The 15,026-nt window shown below is 44.3% G+C and carries 18 protein-coding genes; 10 read left to right on the top strand and 8 right to left on the bottom strand.

Annotated features, from left to right (window positions below; genetic code table 11):
• Nucleotides 1–48: 48 nt before the first annotated feature.
• From bioB to QUA90_RS18775, 4 genes are all read right to left on the bottom strand, one after another.
• Nucleotides 49–1,092 carry a biotin synthase BioB gene (gene bioB, locus QUA90_RS18790; protein WP_333447062.1) on the bottom strand — a complete coding sequence of 348 codons (1,044 nt, stop codon included), beginning with the start codon at nt 1,090–1,092 and terminating at the stop codon, nt 49–51.
• A 17-nt stretch (nt 1,093–1,109) separates the two neighbouring features.
• A complete protein-coding gene (bioA, locus tag QUA90_RS18785; RefSeq protein ID WP_333331739.1) occupies nt 1,110–2,414 on the bottom strand; it encodes an adenosylmethionine--8-amino-7-oxononanoate transaminase in 1,305 nt (434 codons plus the stop codon).
• 263 nt (nt 2,415–2,677) lie between these two features.
• Nucleotides 2,678–4,090 (bottom strand): adenylate/guanylate cyclase domain-containing protein, encoded by a 1,413-nt coding sequence (locus QUA90_RS18780; RefSeq protein WP_333331736.1) that lies wholly within the window; start codon nt 4,088–4,090, stop codon nt 2,678–2,680.
• A 245-nt stretch (nt 4,091–4,335) separates the two neighbouring features.
• Nucleotides 4,336–5,805, bottom strand: a complete 1,470-nt coding sequence (locus tag QUA90_RS18775) for an adenylate/guanylate cyclase domain-containing protein (RefSeq protein ID WP_333331733.1) — start codon at nt 5,803–5,805, stop codon at nt 4,336–4,338.
• Between the two features lie 270 nt (nt 5,806–6,075).
• Here QUA90_RS18775 and QUA90_RS18770 point away from each other — a divergent pair, with 270 nt between their 5' ends.
• The 3 genes from QUA90_RS18770 (at nt 6,076) to QUA90_RS18760 (ending at nt 8,595) form a co-directional block, all read left to right on the top strand.
• Nucleotides 6,076–6,825, top strand: a complete 750-nt coding sequence (locus QUA90_RS18770; RefSeq protein ID WP_333447060.1) for a methyltransferase domain-containing protein — start codon at nt 6,076–6,078, stop codon at nt 6,823–6,825.
• A gap of 252 nt (nt 6,826–7,077) precedes the next feature.
• Nucleotides 7,078–8,436 (top strand): FAD-binding oxidoreductase, encoded by a 1,359-nt coding sequence (locus QUA90_RS18765; RefSeq protein WP_333390080.1) that lies wholly within the window; start codon nt 7,078–7,080, stop codon nt 8,434–8,436.
• A 3-nt stretch (nt 8,437–8,439) separates the two neighbouring features.
• Nucleotides 8,440–8,595, top strand: a complete 156-nt coding sequence (locus QUA90_RS18760; protein WP_333331724.1) for a hypothetical protein — start codon at nt 8,440–8,442, stop codon at nt 8,593–8,595.
• A gap of 79 nt (nt 8,596–8,674) precedes the next feature.
• Here QUA90_RS18760 and QUA90_RS18755 read toward each other — a convergent pair whose 3' ends face one another.
• Complete coding sequence (locus QUA90_RS18755) at nt 8,675–9,058, bottom strand: hypothetical protein (RefSeq protein WP_333331721.1); 384 nt, start codon at nt 9,056–9,058, stop codon at nt 8,675–8,677.
• Nucleotides 9,059–9,416: 358 nt separating this feature from the next.
• Nucleotides 9,417–10,307: an ABC transporter permease gene (locus QUA90_RS18750; RefSeq protein ID WP_333331718.1), complete on the bottom strand. Its 891-nt coding sequence runs from the start codon at nt 10,305–10,307 to the stop codon at nt 9,417–9,419.
• 117 nt (nt 10,308–10,424) lie between these two features.
• Here QUA90_RS18750 and QUA90_RS18745 point away from each other — a divergent pair, with 117 nt between their 5' ends.
• The 7 genes from QUA90_RS18745 (at nt 10,425) to QUA90_RS18715 (ending at nt 13,280) form a co-directional block, all read left to right on the top strand.
• Nucleotides 10,425–10,682 (top strand): hypothetical protein, encoded by a 258-nt coding sequence (locus QUA90_RS18745; protein ID WP_333447058.1) that lies wholly within the window; start codon nt 10,425–10,427, stop codon nt 10,680–10,682.
• A gap of 73 nt (nt 10,683–10,755) precedes the next feature.
• Nucleotides 10,756–11,172, top strand: coding sequence for an element excision factor XisH family protein (locus tag QUA90_RS18740; protein ID WP_333447056.1), 417 nt, complete (start codon nt 10,756–10,758; stop codon nt 11,170–11,172).
• Nucleotides 11,160–11,495, top strand: coding sequence for a XisI protein (locus tag QUA90_RS18735; RefSeq protein ID WP_333447054.1), 336 nt, complete (start codon nt 11,160–11,162; stop codon nt 11,493–11,495). Before QUA90_RS18740 ends, QUA90_RS18735 begins: the two co-directional genes overlap by 13 nt.
• Before the next feature lie 2 nt (nt 11,496–11,497).
• A complete protein-coding gene (locus tag QUA90_RS18730) occupies nt 11,498–11,959 on the top strand; it encodes a hypothetical protein (protein WP_333447052.1) in 462 nt (153 codons plus the stop codon).
• A complete protein-coding gene (locus QUA90_RS18725; RefSeq protein WP_333447050.1) occupies nt 11,956–12,378 on the top strand; it encodes a putative toxin-antitoxin system toxin component, PIN family in 423 nt (140 codons plus the stop codon). The genes QUA90_RS18730 and QUA90_RS18725 overlap by 4 nt, the downstream gene beginning before the upstream one ends.
• Before the next feature lie 70 nt (nt 12,379–12,448).
• Complete coding sequence (locus QUA90_RS18720) at nt 12,449–12,928, top strand: DUF433 domain-containing protein (RefSeq protein ID WP_333447048.1); 480 nt, start codon at nt 12,449–12,451, stop codon at nt 12,926–12,928.
• Nucleotides 12,918–13,280 carry a type II toxin-antitoxin system PemK/MazF family toxin gene (locus QUA90_RS18715; RefSeq protein ID WP_333435322.1) on the top strand — a complete coding sequence of 121 codons (363 nt, stop codon included), beginning with the start codon at nt 12,918–12,920 and terminating at the stop codon, nt 13,278–13,280. Before QUA90_RS18720 ends, QUA90_RS18715 begins: the two co-directional genes overlap by 11 nt.
• Nucleotides 13,281–13,370: 90 nt before the next feature.
• On the opposite strand, the gene QUA90_RS18710 is transcribed toward QUA90_RS18715, so the two are convergent.
• A complete protein-coding gene (locus QUA90_RS18710) occupies nt 13,371–13,901 on the bottom strand; it encodes a hypothetical protein (RefSeq protein ID WP_333447047.1) in 531 nt (176 codons plus the stop codon).
• Between the two features lie 33 nt (nt 13,902–13,934).
• Nucleotides 13,935–14,435: a hypothetical protein gene (locus QUA90_RS18705; RefSeq protein WP_333447045.1), complete on the bottom strand. Its 501-nt coding sequence runs from the start codon at nt 14,433–14,435 to the stop codon at nt 13,935–13,937.
• Between the last annotated feature and the right edge of the window lie 591 nt (nt 14,436–15,026).

Here is a 15,026-nt window from a genome sequence, read left to right as displayed (position 1 = left end):
ACTGCCGTGTCCTCCTCTATTTCATCCGATTGAAAACTGGTATAAGAGTTAAACAACCATGGTTTTTTGTTCAGATTTGGTAACTGCTGAATCAACTTCTAAGAGAGAACCTTCGGGGGATTCGATCGCAAATCCCGCATCTCGAATCATGTCCCAATCTTGATGGGCAGCTTGTCCGGGAGTTGTCAGATAATCGCCAACAAAGATAGAATTAGCAGGGTAGAGTCCGAGAGGTTGCAGCGATCGCAAATGCACCTCCCGTCCCCCAGCAATCCGAATTTCTTGGCTAGGAAGCAAAAATCGGAACAAACAGAGAATTCGCAAACATTGGCGGGGAGTTAACCGATTCACATCTGCAAAGGGCGTGCCGGGAATCGGAATGAAAAAGTTAACCGGCACGCTAGTAACGCCCAAATTGCGAAGCGAAAGCGCTAAATCGATCGCATCATCATCCGATTCGCCCATCCCCAAAATTCCGCCGGAACAAGTTGTGATTCCCGCTGCTTTTACGTGTTCGACTGTTTCAACCCGATCGCCAAAAGTGTGAGTCGTGCAAATGTCCGAGTGATATGATTCGGAAGTATTGAGATTGTGATTTACGCGATCGACTCCAGCTTTAGCTAAACGATGAGTTTGTTCCTCGCTCAACAATCCCAAACAAGCACAGATTTTCAGGTTATAATTTGCCTTCACAGTCTCAACAGCATCCAAAACGCGATCGAAAGTAGATGCGCTAGGTTGGCGGCCAGAAATCACCAAACAAAACGTACCAGCTTTTAAGTCTGCTGCGCGTTGGGCGGCATCCAGAATTTTCTCCTTAGCTAAAAGCGGATATTTCTCAATTTCCGCAGTCGAAATTTTTGACTGAGAACAATAATGGCAATCTTCAGGACAAAGGCCACTTTGAGCATTTAACAAATAGTGCAGCCTGACTCGGTTTCCCCAGTAGTGGCGGCGCACCCGATAAGCTGCATTTAGTTGTTCAAGCAAAACCTCATCCGGTGCGCGCAATACGGCTAAAGATTGCTCGCGAGAGAGACATTTGCCCGCCAGCGCGTCGTCAGCCAAATCGTTCCAATTGGGTAAATTCATTACTAAAATTAAAGGGTTTACAGAGTATCCAAAACCTGACGAATTACCCGATAAATCGATTCTAGTTCATCAGGAGAAATGCAGTAGGGAGGCATCAAGTAAAGCGTATTTCCCAAGGGGCGGAGCAAAAAACCCGCTTCGAGAAATCTGGCTTTCAATACAGGAGCAATGTCATTAAAATAACCGGAAACGCTTTCCGTTTTCACATCCATTGCTGCGATGGTGCCGCAAGTCCGAATCCGTTCGAGTTTAGGATGATTTCTCAGCCATTGATTCAGATATTTGTGGTGGAGTTTTTCCATCCCTTGATACACATTTGGGTTTTGCTCCAAAAGCTCCAAGGATGCTACACTCACCGCACAAGCTAAGGGATTTCCGGTGTAAGAATGACCGTGAAAAAAAGCTTTGTCCCATTCATCTCGCCAGAAAGCTTGATAAATATCCTCCGATGCCATTGTGACAGCAATTGGCAAGCAGCCACCAGACAATCCTTTAGACAAACACAGGATATCCGGTGAAGTTCCAGATTTAAGCGACGCAAACAGTTCGCCCGTGCGACCAAAACCCGTCATTACTTCATCGTAAATCAACAATACATTAAACTGACGGGCAAGTTGTGCGATCGCCTGCAAAAACTCAGGGCGGCACATTCGCATCCCCCCAGAACCTTGCACCAAAGGTTCGATAAAAATTCCCGCATAGCTGCCCTGCTTTAAAAAAAACTCCAATTTCTCTAAACTCGCCGCCTCCTTGCTTTCCACCTCATCATCGCCGTCAAAAGTCGCCGGAAAAGGAACAACATCCCCCGCAAACATTAAAGGTGCAAAAGATTCCCACCACAGCGAACTTCTGCCAGCAGACATCGCGCCCACAGTATCGCCGTGATAACCTCCCTCAAAACTAATAAAGCTAGTGCGGTTAGTTTCTCCCAGATTACGCCAATATTGAAATGCCATTTTCAGAGCAACTTCAACAGCAGTAGAACCGTTATCCGAAAAGAAAATCCGCGTTAAAGAAGCAGGCGTATGAGTTAGCAATTTACTTGCAAGTTTCTCGGCCGGTTCGTGAGTAAACCCCGCAAAGATTACGTGTTCTAACTTTTGAGCTTGTTCATAAAGAGCCTCAGCCAGAACCGGATGGCTGTGCCCATGAACAGTCACCCACCAACTAGAAATGCAGTCGAGAATTTGCCGCCCGTCTGCTAATTCCAGCACCGATCCTTTGCCCCGAATTACCTTCAGCGGCGGGGCAGCCGTTTTCATTTGCGTGAAGGGCTGCCAAATCGGTGAATTTGAAGAATTATGTTCCTGATCCACAGTCATTTTTACCAATCAAACTAATATTAAGTCGCCTTTTAATATAGCAAGTTTTACTCACTTATGAAATTTTTATTTTTTCTTCTTTATTGTTCTCTTCCTACCCTACCCTTCGGGAACCCCTGCGGGGAACGGGAACGCCTTCGCCGAACGTTTCCTTAGCGTCTTCGTGGTTCGTTCAAAAAAAATCTAGTTTGGTGTTGAGGGCGGCTGCGCTGCAACGTCTGCCGCCATATCACGTATACCCCGGCGATGGTTAAATTGGTCAGTTACAATTTTCTGCCTTTGAGCAAATAAGTCGTCATAGATCCTTTGCCTTTAACATTAATTTTACCGCGCTTTTCCAACAAATACTTATCGCACAGCAACTCATAAGTTGAGTTGCTAACTTGAATTTTACCCGGAAGTCCTTGAGATTCCATGCGGCTTGCTGTATTCACAGCATCTCCCCACAAATCGTAAATAAACTTTTTAGTACCGATGACACCTGCTACAACAGGCCCAGTATTAATGCCAATGCGGATATTGAGAGGTTTACCGCATTCGTCGCGGAATTTCATAATTTCTTGCTGCATTTCCAGGGCCATTTCGGCAATAGATTCGGCGTGATTTGTACAGGGAAGCGGCAAACCGCCTGCTACCATATAATTGTCACCTATCGTCTTAATTTTTTCTAAGCCATATTGTTCGCTTAAGCGATCGAAAGATGAAAAAATTTTGTTAAGTAATTCGACTAATTCTTCAGGAGATGTGCGCGAAGATATTTCGGTAAAGCCCACAATATCAGCAAACAAAACCGTAACTTCGGCAAATCCGTCCGCAATATTTATCTGACCTTGTTTGAGGCGATCGGCAATCATTACCGGTAATATATTTAGTAATAAACGTTCCGACTTTTCTTGTTCGGCGCGCAATACTGCCTCAGCTTGTTTCCGCTGTGCAATTTCCTGGTATACTCGGTGAAACATTTGATTGAAGGCGACCATGAGTTCTCCCAACTCGTCATCGCGCTTGACAGACAGAGAGTAGAAATCAGGTTGTTCTCGATCTTTGCTCAAAGCGTCTCCGGCAGCGATCAAGTCATCGCGCAACCTCAATATAGGTGCAATTACTGTCACGCCTAAAAAGAACATCGTCACAGAAGTGACAAAGGCTGATATAATGATGACTAGAACAGCAACCCGTCCGATAAATGCGTAGAGTTCCGGCTGAACTGTGGAAGCATCGTGGCGCACAATTAAGATATAATCGCCTCCCAAATGTCGCTCCGTCCAAGCAATATCGTAGCGCTTACCATCGAAATTGTGATTGTGAACTATACGAGATCTTTTTAGTTGATCGAAACGGATTTCTGGGGGTTCGCCAAGTGTATATATTAGCTCACCGTTAGCTTGGTAAATAGATAGTCCTAAGACTACTTGAGAGTCCTTAGTAATATTTTTTACTTCTTCTTGCAAAAAAGTGCGATCGGAAATATCTTGTTGGAGCAAAAACTCTAGGGAATCCACAGTCGCGCGAGATACCTGTTCCAGTTGACTTAAAAGTTCATTTTCGCGCCGAAAATAAGAGGGAACTAAAATAATTCCCTCTATGACAAGAATGCTAGCAAATACCCACAAAGCTATTTGCCTAGACAACCGAGATTTGAAAAAACTCAAGAATGATAAAATCCGCAAAAACATAAAATTTACTATTTGGCAAATGGCGACTTTAGGGAATAGGAAAAAAAACCGGGTTTCTGGTAATAAATTTTGGGTGAGTCCACAAAGCAACTGTGTAGAAACCGCGTTTCTCACATCCCCTGTGTAATTCCTGAAATTGTCAGCAGTCAACACCCAGCAGCCATTAACGGTTAGTTCTTGGCTAAGCACTAACGACTGATGACTCCCGACTAACTAGCAGACCCCTTAATAATATAATAAACAAATTAAACCGAAACTGCGCTGACTAGCCTGCCTGCAAGCAGATAAGTATTCATATCGCCCTTGCCTTTGATGTGGATAATTCCTCTGTCTTCAAAACGATACTTATTTTGCAAGATATCGTAAGTTGCTTTTGTGACTTGAATCGCGCCGGCAATCCCGTGGGATTCCATGCGGGCTGCTGTATTGACGGCATCGCCCCAGAGGTCGTAAATGAATTTTTTAGTGCCAATAACCCCCGCAATTGCCGGCCCGGTATTGATGCCGATGCGAATGTTAATTCCTGCATGATGTTTGGCATTAAATTTTGCTAATTCCTCCTGCATATCTAAGGCCATTTCCGCAATGCTTTCGGCGTGGTTGGTGCTGGGATTTGGCAAACCTCCCACTACCATATAAGCATCTCCAATTGTTTTGATTTTTTCCAAGCCGTACTTTTCCGTTAAACCATCGAAGGCTGAAAAAATTTCGTTGAGAAACTTGAGCAATTCTTCGGGAGATATTTGTGCTGAAAGCACGGTAAAGCCTACGATATCCGCAAACAGAATCGTGACTTCTGCGAAGCCGTCAGCAATACTGCTTTGACCGTTTTTTAGCTTGGCAGCAATGGATTCGGGTAAAATATTGAGCAGCAGGCGATCGCACTTTTCCTGTTCATTTACCAATTCTACATTAGTTTCTTGCAATTGTGCCGTGCGTTCCCTGACGCGCTGTTCTAATTGTTTAGCATTTTGGCGCAACCTGCTGATAGATAAAGTTAATCCTGTCACCCCTAAAATAGAAAGTCCTACTAACAGTAAAAACAAATTTTTCAGTCCCCCGCGAGTTTTTTGAGTGATAGTATCGAGAGGTTGAGTAATTTCTAATATCCCCCGCACATCTCCCACTTTCCAATCAGTTTTAGGACTGTCACGGTGAGTATTGTGACAGTTAACGCAGCTAGAACTTAGAGTATCTGCCTCGGCATATCGAAAGGCTGGCTTGCCGCGATAATTCTCACTGCGAAAAAATTTCTGGGTCGGATTTTTTGTCAAATAAGTAATAGCTTGCCGTTCAAAATCGTCTCGGGCTCCGCCTTCTTTTCGCCGCCAGGGAAACGGGTAGTCGCTGTAGAGACGAAGTGATACTTCGGGATTTTTGTTAGTGATCTGGTTGCCCAGTTCTATTAAGAAAGTGGCCGGTACGGGAACTGTTACTTTTGTCGGGTTGTAGTCGTGGGTAAAGTTAATCGCTTTAGCGGTGTTGAGAGGATTGACAACATCGGAACTGTAAAGGGTGCGGGCTTCTTTAACAGCTTGGGCATAGAGGGTGGCATTTTGGAGGGCTTGCGATTCGATTAGGGTGGAGGAAAGACGAGACATATTTGCCATCGCTACTCCTACACCTACACAAAATAAAATTGTCACCGCAAGCAGAATTCGCTTGTAAATTAATTGGCTGATGGCAGCCCGAATTCGAGAAATCAACTGGCGCATGGTATCCTCAAGTGTGAGGTTTAATCTTGATGGGAATTTATGCACTACTAACATAACACTGCTTTTTCAGAGTGTTTTGCTGGCGTCCGGGGTAAAGCAAGACTCTCTGAGTGCAACCGAGGGTTAATTATTGTTTACCGCCAGTGTTTCGTTTGTCCGTAAAACTACGCATAAGTTTATAATGGCGATTCCCTACGGGATAGCGGCAATCGCGCGGAATTTTTGCTCGATCTCGGTTAGGATAGCAATTGTAGTCTATGGTTGGCGATCGTGAATTCTGACTCTACTGTCTCACCTGCGCGCAACGAAATTTTTCCGGGAGAAGTTTTCGTTAATACTGCCAATTTTGATACGGGCATTCGGCAACTTTTACCTAAATATGACGAAATGTTGGATGTATTAGCAGGCTGCATTGCTAAGGCAAACCACCGCATTTTGGAACTCGGCTGCGGTACGGGGGAACTCACTTTAAAAGTTCTCCAACGCTACCCGTCTGCGGAAATAGTTGCTGTCGATTACTCGCCGCGAATGCTTGATTTTGCCCGCACCAAAATAGAGTCTGCAGGATACGCAGCCCGGTGGACTGGCATAGAAATGGATTTTGGAGAATGGGCGAACAATCCAAATTTTTCGGGATTGGGGGATAAATTCAATGCTTGCATTTCATCTCTGGCAATTCACCATCTTGAGGACGAGATGAAGTTGAAATTGTTTCAACGGATTCGCGGAAGTTTAAGTGCTGGTGGATGTTTTTGGAATGCCGATCCTCTTTTAGCAGAATCAGCAGCAATGAAAGATATTTATCAAGCAGCGCGAGAAGATTGGGCGCTAAATCAGGGGGAAACTTTAGCACAAATTCGCGCAAATGTGGGAACGAGTGTCTCTTACGGGTATTCTAATCCCGATCGTCTAGCTACACTTTCGGCACAGTTGGAAATGCTGGTCTCATCTGGATTTGACACTGTGGCAGTGCCTTGGAAATACTACGGGATGGCGGTTTTTGGGGGATTTGTTAATTGAAAAAAACATTCTTGGAGGCAGAACTTCTATATGTAGGGTGCGCGAATAAGCACTTTACTACTTAAAGAAAGATTGCAGTTAGTATTTTATGTTACTAAGTTGTGATTGAGAAAATATATAATATGAATTCCGGTTGCATTGGAATGCTTAAACCGCAGAGTACGCAGAGAACGCAGAGGAAGAGAACAGAGAGATGAATAATTCCGATGAAGGGCGGATTTGATATAATACTGCTAGCATAAAGGAAAAAAAATGACTGCAACTGCGATTCAAAGTATTGACTGGGATGCTTTCTCGTCGGAACTATCGGGAATTGAAATAATTAGCGATCGCGCGCAAGTTGTCAAGCTATCTCAAGACTATTATCACTTCAGTCCAGTTTTGCAACCTCTCTTAAGTGATAAAACAGGAGATTTAGTAGTTCGTCCCGCCAGCGAAGCCGAAGTTTTGCGGATTGCTGCAGCCTGCGTCAAATTTAAAATTCCGCTAACTGTTAGAGGTGCAGGAACGGGCAATTATGGGCAGTGCATTCCCCTCAAGGGCGGCGTCATTTTAGATACCAGCAAAATGCACAGTATCCGCTGGATAAAACCGGGTTTAGCTTGTGTAGAACCAGGGGTGAAAATGTCGGTTTTCGACAAACAAGCGCGAGAAACTGGTTGGGAATTGCGGATGGTTCCCTCAACCTATCGCACCGCTACGATTGGGGGATTTATCGGCGGCGGTAGCGGGGGAATTGGTTCGATAACTTACGGCCAATTGCGCGATCGGGGAAATCTTCATGCCGTTCGAGTTGTTACAATGGAAGACGAGCCCCGCGTCATCGAATTGCGCGGCGATGAAGTGCAAAAAGTCAATCACGCTTACGGCACAAATGGGATTATTACTGAGTTAGAAATTCCCCTCGCCCCTGCTTATGCTTGGGCGGAAATCATCGTCGCTTTTGACGATTTTATGACATCGGCAAACTTCGGTCAAGCTTTGGGCGATGCTGACGGAATTATCAAAAAACTAATTTGTGTTTGTGCTTGGCCGATTCCTGCTTATTTTGCTGCTTTCCGCGATGCAATTCCTGAAGGTAAGCACTGCGCTTTGTTAATGGTAGCTGAATCTTGTCTGGAACCGCTGCAAGATTTGGTGCGCGAATATGGCGGCACAATTTGCTATCAAAAAAACGCGCAAGCAGCGAGCAAAGGTGCGGCTATTGCTGAATTTACTTGGAATCATACAACTCTGCACGCTCGCAGCGTTGACCCGTCTCTGACTTATTTGCAGACGCTTTTTCCCCCAGATAAAGGTTTGAAATTGATTGAGGAACTGTATAATTTTTATGGGGATGAGGTGATGATGCACTTGGAGTTTTTGCGGATGAATGGCAGGGCGATCGCCGCTGCTTTGCAAATAGTTCGCTACACTACGGAATCACGGCTCAATGAAATTATTCGCTATCACGAAGAGCAAGGCGCACTGATTGCTAATCCTCACACTTATATATTGGAAGATGGAGGGATGAAAAGTATTAATGTGGAACAGTTGCAGTTTAAAGAGTTGGTCGATCCTTACGGTTTGCTTAATCCGGGTAAAATGCGGGCGTGGTTGGAACGGGATTAAGCGATGGTTTTTATAGCAGAAGGAAGAAGGAAGAAGGAAGAAGCAGTAATAGCAATGGTTTTAGCGGTTAAGAATGTCCTAACCGTCTTGGCGGTTGCTATAGATAAGATTTGGATCTTGAAATCGCTGCTAGACAAACTTTCGCCCGCGCAAGGCTAGACTAAGAAATCCGTTTTCTATGTCGGAGGTTTTAAGTCAATAAAAACTCAAGTCCTTGCTGCGAACAAAATTTGTCAATTTAAGGGACGGGGGCGGTAATTTCTGCTGGTGCGATCGCCCCCGGTGTAGGTACAGCTTGCTTTTCCAGTAGTAGGCGCTGTTTGTTGCGAAATTCTGCGGCCGCATCGTTCAAATTTTGTTGCTGTTCGCTATTAAATTCTTCCATGCTGCGGCCGCCTCCCAATTTGGATCTGTGAATTAAATCAAATATTCCGCTGCCGCTGCTGCGGCCGGAAAAGGGGTCGGTATTGTCTTGAGTTTGAAAGTCTTGCAGCGGTTGGGCATTATTTAAACCGCTGGCTTGAGCGAAGCTTGCTTGAGGGCAGAACAGAGCACAGGATGCGATCGCGCTTGCAGCAATCCCTATCATCAATTTGCCGGATTTGGAAGTTTTGGTGTTCATAATTTATTAGGTGAACTTTCAAAAAAACAATTCTATCTAAACAATATTCTGACTTGCGAGTAAATATTATATTACTTCGCTGGGGCTCAGGACAGGGCAAGGCCCATTGGTGTCAAGTTAAGCCTGAAAGCCTTGATAAATCTCGTTTTTACCTGAGTCCAGATCCCCCTAAATCCCCCTTAAGAAGGGGGACTTTGACCGCTTCTTGTCCCCCCCTTTTTAAGGGGGGTTAGGGGGGATCTGGGCCTAATCCCCAAACAGCAGTCTCTGAGTAGGTTTGAAGTTAAGTTGACACGAGCCAGGGCATTGCCGTGTCCTAGAATTGACGGTGCAGGTTAAACGATCGCCTCGCCCTGCCCTAAGCAAACCTGCGTTTCAGCAGCGGTTGAATGCTCAGCAGCGCCACCAAATCAAACGCCAGCAGCACTAATAGCGCTCCTCCAAAGGTGACTGTACCCCAAGGAGCTTGCATCACTACACTGGCTAGCGACCAATCGCTGTGCAGGTACAGGTAGCGGATGGGTTCGATCGCGTAACTCAGAGGATTGAGAGTCACCACAACTTGCAGCCACTCTGGCATAAATGACAGCGGCGCGAGGGCTGTACTCGCAAATAACAGCGGCAAGTTAGTAACAAAAATTACCGCTATTAATTCTACGTGGCCGGGGAGAGCGAAGGCTAAACCCAGACTCAAGCCCGTGACGCCCAAAACTAACAGCAGCACAATTAGGGCGATCGCCCCCAGTCCGGCAATTCCGGGTAATCCGGCGCCCAAAAACGCCCCCGCTGTAACGATTGTGCCGGTTTGGATAAAGCTGAGGGTGACGATAAAAATGGCCGAAGCCAGGACGATCGAAAATCTGGAAGCCAACGGCGCGACTAACAAGCGGTTGAGAAATCCGAACTCGCGATCGAACATAATCGGCAAACCAGCATTCAGCGCCCCCGCAAAAGCTGTAAAAACGATTACACCAGCGCCGAGAAATTGTCCGTAATTCTGGCTTTCGCCAAACAAGCCTGCCGGAGCATTTTCAAACAGAGCTCCGAACAAAACCAACCACATCAGCGGCTGAATAATTCCTGCAACTAGCGTCGAGGGGCGGCGCTGCAATTGAATAAACAGGCGCTTGGTTAAGGCGAGTGTTTCTTGGATGAAGTCGCCCAGCAGGGAACTGGAAGTGTCAGCGGATGCCGTGGAGAGTGGCCGCTGCTGGTTGAGGTTGTTGGGGGATGTAACAGTACCGCTCATAATTGCTTGCGCTGATTTTGATTAAATCTAACTCTCTTTACAGTAGCAAGTCTGGAGGTATTGGTGGTGTTGGGCGGGCGATCGGTTTTTGTGTGGAGTTTTGGTAAACTGAATATCATGTTATCGCACACACCAGACCTCGCCGAACAAATTAATGATTGGGAATTTATCGAATTGTGGGTAGATCCGATTGTTTTCCCCCCTCGAATTTTGATGTTAGTAAGTGGAAAAAATGGAGGTTTTTGTATTTATGACCCATCAACAAACTATAAGTCTCTGTTTCTGAGTTCAACCTATGATGAGGCTCATTCATGGCTTTTGGAAGATGAATATGAGCGCTGCGATGGTCGGCTTTTAGCAGAGGAAATTGCTTGATTTTTTCAGGGATATCTAGGGCTAAAAATTAGCATTAGCTCTCATCAATGATTAAAAATTAATTTATTCCAATATGCCATCCAAAGACCTGTATCACAATGTTGTCAAAAATGCCCTCATCAAAGACGGATGGAGAATTACCCACGATCCCTTGAGATTAAAATGGGGAATTAAAGATATGTACGTCGATTTGGGCGCAGAGCGGATTTTAAGTGCTGAGAAGGCTGGACAAAAGATAGCTGTAGAAGTCAAAAGTTTTGTGGGCGCATCAGACATGAATGAGCTGGAGAATGCGCTGGGTCAATATTTAGTTTACCGTTCTGTTATCGCTAGAACTGAACCAGATCGAAAGCTCTATCTAGCTATTACACAATCAGTTTTTAGTGAACTATTGTCTGAACCAATCGGTCAAATTATTAGAGCAGATTATCAAGTATGTTTAATCGTTTTTTCTGAAAAAAATGAGGAGATAGTACAATGGGAACCTTAGAAAATTATCGTCGCATTATCAAAAAAATTCTGACTGAATATGCTCAAATACCTTATGCTTATGGAGATATTCAGATCGAGACGGTTTTTGATAGCAATTCAGACCGTTATTTGCTAATAATCTTGGGACGTGAAAACGATATCAGAGTTCACGGATGTTTAGTTCATGTTGATATTATTGAGGGTAAAATTTGGATTCAAAGAGATGGAACTGAACAGGGAATTGCCAATGAGTTAGTAGCGGGGGGAATCCCCAAAGAACAGATTGTTTTGGGATTTCGTTCTCCCAATATTCGGCAGTACACGGGATTTGCTGTAAATTAAATATGGAGGATCAAGCTATGTCATCAAGGGCGATCGCCACTTTGGTCGAGATTATGGAATCTTTGCCGGAAACTCTGCAAGATAGAGTTGTTGAACACCTGCGAGAATACATTCTGAAATCAAATATTACTGTTCCTGTCAACCCTGACGGTAAGTTAGAAATTCCCGCTGAGATTGAAGCTCAACTGAAGCCTGGGGATCGATATGCAGTTACAGTGACAGGGGATAGTATTGTTTTTCAGAAAGTAGCAGGTTTCGACTGGGAGGAACTGCGGCGGCGTAGAGAGTCTTTACCACTAGATCCTAATCCCATGACAAAGGTAACAGGTTTTGACTGGGAGGAATGGGAGCGGCGAATAGAAGCAGCGAGTCCAGATCCTGATGAGTTAACAATGGAAGAAATTTGCGAACTTGTGCGGGAAGTGCGTCGGGAGAAACGTTCGGAAATAGAGTCGCACCAATGAAAATTGTAGTGGATACTAATATCTTTGTATCCGGCTGGCTGTGGGGAGGTATCCCAGCTCGTTTATTCAGATTAGCTCGAACTCGTCAACTCATAATTTGTACTTCTGAACCAATACTAGCAGAATTAGAGAATACTTTGAACAAACAAAAACTCCAGGCGAGATTACAGTCTTTGAGTTTTACCGTTAATGCTTTAATGAGCGGAACACGAGAGTTAGTGGAGATTTATGCGATTTCCACTATCAACGTGCCTGAGTTACGAGATGCTAATGACAATATGATTTTAGGAAATGCGATCGCTGCTGGTGCTGATGCAATTGTTACGGGCGATCTGGATTTGTTAGTGTTGCAGGAATATGAGGGGATTCCTATTGTTACGGCTAAGGAATTTTTGGAGCGTTATTTTCCAGAAAATTAGGAGGCGATCGCTCTTGCTGTGACAGTGCTATCCTAGATAAGAGAGCGATCGGAATAGGGAGGAAAAAATCTTGTCAACTATCACCGATATAGGAACTCTAATTAGCCGTCAGCCTGACATACATGGTGGCTGTCCAATTATTGCCGGAACGGGTGTTACAGTCCGGCGCATTGCTATTTGGTACAAGCAAAGTTTGAGTGCAGAAGAAATTGCCGATCGCATCGGGCATTTAACTCTCACTCAAGTCTATGCAGCTTTGACTTATTACCATGCTAACCGAGAGGAAATTGATGCTGACATTGCAGCGGAAGCAGCAGAGGGCGATCGAATAGAAGCATTGAATTCTCAGCGTAAGATTCAAAAGCAGCCGACGGATATAGCTTTGGAAATACCAACAGTAGCAAATTATCCCAGTCGCCGAGAATTTATGAAATTACCGCTGGAAGAGAGGGGAAGGATTTTAGAAAGACAAGCTGAGGCAATGTTGCAACATTACCAGGAAGATAGAGAATGGCAAGAATTAGAAGCAGGAGATTTAATTGACTACTAACTCTCCTTCTCCTAAACGGGGTGATATTTGGTTGGCTAATTTTGATCCAACACTGGGAGCCGAAATAAAAAAAATTCGTCCGGCTGTAGTGGTAAGTTCTGATAATGTTGGTAAGTTACCAGTGAAACTGGCTGCACCTATCACAGATTGGAAAGAATATTATGCTGGTAATATCTGGCACGTTAAGATTGAGCCAGATATTGCTAATGGTTTAACGAAAGTTTCGGCAGTAGATGTGTTGCAATTGCGGGGTATGGATGTACAAAGATTCATTCGTAAAATAGGAGAACTTTCGACTACTGATATGGAGGAAATTGCGAGGGCGATTGTGGCTGTAGTAGAGTATCAGTAGTTATTTATCAAGAGCGATCGCACTTGGTTTAAGTAAGGGCGATCGCAGACTTACAACTTAGCATTCCCAGGTTACGCAGTCAGAAGGCAGTTATGGTTTAGCAGCTTTTACCACATCCTCAACCATTTTAATCGCCTCTTTGATTGCAATTTGACCGCTTTCTACGGCCCTAATTAAATCCTGAGCGTCTTTCGGGCTAATTAGATCGAGCCTGACGGGTTCTTTCAAGGAAACAATAAATTTATTTTTATCGCTGTCTTCCAGCCTAGAGGCTCTTTCTTTGGCTTCAATATCTGTTACCTGTTTTTTTAAATTTTCAACCATTTCTGCTTGTTTTCCCTGGTCAAAAGTGCCATCCGATAACATTCGTTTTACCCCTACAAGACCAGCAGCACCTAAAGCTGCTGCGCCAACAACTAATCCTACGGGAGGTGCAACGGCTATTAACCCAAATAATACAGATGTACCACCGAAAGCTGCCACCGCCGCACCAGCACCGGCCGCCCCCACCACACCAATGCCAATATCGGCTAAAATCCCTAATTTATCATGTGGGTTTTTTTCCAATTGCTCTATTGACTTAAGAATTTGCTCTTTGGTTGGCGTTTTATTTGCAGACATATTAGACCTCAATCTTTTTGCTAATTTGGGCAGTTAAGCAGTGATGACGTTGCGGAAAATTGTATTGAAAACGTCTATCAGTAATTGAAAAAAATCTTTGGCAATCTCAATAATCTCTTGAACAATTCCAATAATTCCATCAGACTCCTCTTTGTCTCGATCGAGTCGGTGGCCGGCTATTGCACCAATTGGGATACCCAGCGCTGTTGCCAAAGGTGCTAATAACGGGCCGACAAATGGTATCGAATTTGCCAAAATTTCTACAGCGACACCAACAGCAACGCCTATCACTAAATTAGGATGCGCTTTGACAAACTCTATGATTTTAATCAGGAGAATTTTGCCGATGAGTAAAACTTTGTTAGCAGCTTTTTTCGTGTATGTGGCAAGTTCATGCAGCCGCATCGAGACTTCATGCGGCAAGCCCATATCATTTAACCAGACATACAAGTCGCTGCTACTCATTGCATCAGCATCGACTTGCCAGAGAGCCATTTTTAAATTAGCTTGCGGTAGGGATAATGCACTAGACATGATTTCTTTCCTATGGTAAATTAGAAAATATTTACGAACATTTCACAAGGCGAAAAGCCCCTAGACATTGCTCACAGATCCAGCAAAATTGCGAGCAACTTCTTTAACCGCTGGAGTAGCGGATGCAGCCACATTTTGAGCAACTTTTTTAACCGTTAGGGATGGACGGTGCTATCTGGCATAGTTGCGCCAGTCAGATTTACATTGTTAAAATCTTTTAGGTTGCCTAAGATTGTTTTAAAGCCCGTGATTAAATTTTAATTTAATTTTTATGTATTGGAAAGTAGGAGAATGTCACAATTTGCCAGGAGTTAATAAAATTAGCTAGCCGTTCAAAGTCACATTTTGCCATCCTTAGTCAGAAAAAGTCAGAAAAAGTCTGGTACAATAGATAAAACCTCCTACATTTACCCAATAAATGGATGTTCAAGAACTCTTAAGGTTGGCCGATGGCTTGGTGTTCACTAAGACGGGCAAACACCTAGACGATCTGCAACAGGCAGTAGTACGGGGAACTGGGAGCATGTCACTTTTGCGATAAGTATTTATACTTGTGCAGTTTTTCGAGGTCTACCAATTAAGCCATTTAAG

It is taken from the genome of Microcoleus sp. D3_18_C4 (assembly GCF_036702355.1).
In the GTDB taxonomy this organism is placed as follows: Bacteria; Cyanobacteriota; Cyanobacteriia; order Cyanobacteriales; family Microcoleaceae; genus Microcoleus.
Note: the sequence above shows the minus strand (reverse complement) of the source record. Positions and strands in the feature narration are given on the sequence as shown.

What these genes read in the sequence shown, in the direction of transcription:
- QUA90_RS18745 (WP_333447058.1), top strand. Translation starts at nt 10,425, where the DNA reads ATGTTATCGCACACACCAGACCTCGCCGAACAAATTAATGATTGGGAA.
- QUA90_RS18705 (WP_333447045.1), bottom strand. Translation starts at nt 14,435, where the DNA reads ATGTCTAGTGCATTATCCCTACCGCAAGCTAATTTAAAAATGGCTCTC.
- QUA90_RS18780 (WP_333331736.1), bottom strand. Translation starts at nt 4,090, where the DNA reads ATGTTTTTGCGGATTTTATCATTCTTGAGTTTTTTCAAATCTCGGTTG.
- QUA90_RS18725 (WP_333447050.1), top strand. Translation starts at nt 11,956, where the DNA reads ATGAAAATTGTAGTGGATACTAATATCTTTGTATCCGGCTGGCTGTGG.
- QUA90_RS18710 (WP_333447047.1), bottom strand. Translation starts at nt 13,901, where the DNA reads ATGTCTGCAAATAAAACGCCAACCAAAGAGCAAATTCTTAAGTCAATA.
- QUA90_RS18765 (WP_333390080.1), top strand. Translation starts at nt 7,078, where the DNA reads ATGACTGCAACTGCGATTCAAAGTATTGACTGGGATGCTTTCTCGTCG.
- bioB (WP_333447062.1), bottom strand. Translation starts at nt 1,092, where the DNA reads ATGAATTTACCCAATTGGAACGATTTGGCTGACGACGCGCTGGCGGGC.
- QUA90_RS18775 (WP_333331733.1), bottom strand. Translation starts at nt 5,805, where the DNA reads ATGCGCCAGTTGATTTCTCGAATTCGGGCTGCCATCAGCCAATTAATT.
- bioA (WP_333331739.1), bottom strand. Translation starts at nt 2,414, where the DNA reads ATGACTGTGGATCAGGAACATAATTCTTCAAATTCACCGATTTGGCAG.
- QUA90_RS18735 (WP_333447054.1), top strand. Translation starts at nt 11,160, where the DNA reads ATGGGAACCTTAGAAAATTATCGTCGCATTATCAAAAAAATTCTGACT.
- QUA90_RS18755 (WP_333331721.1), bottom strand. Translation starts at nt 9,058, where the DNA reads ATGAACACCAAAACTTCCAAATCCGGCAAATTGATGATAGGGATTGCT.
- QUA90_RS18760 (WP_333331724.1), top strand. Translation starts at nt 8,440, where the DNA reads ATGGTTTTTATAGCAGAAGGAAGAAGGAAGAAGGAAGAAGCAGTAATA.
- QUA90_RS18740 (WP_333447056.1), top strand. Translation starts at nt 10,756, where the DNA reads ATGCCATCCAAAGACCTGTATCACAATGTTGTCAAAAATGCCCTCATC.
- QUA90_RS18750 (WP_333331718.1), bottom strand. Translation starts at nt 10,307, where the DNA reads ATGAGCGGTACTGTTACATCCCCCAACAACCTCAACCAGCAGCGGCCA.
- QUA90_RS18730 (WP_333447052.1), top strand. Translation starts at nt 11,498, where the DNA reads ATGGAGGATCAAGCTATGTCATCAAGGGCGATCGCCACTTTGGTCGAG.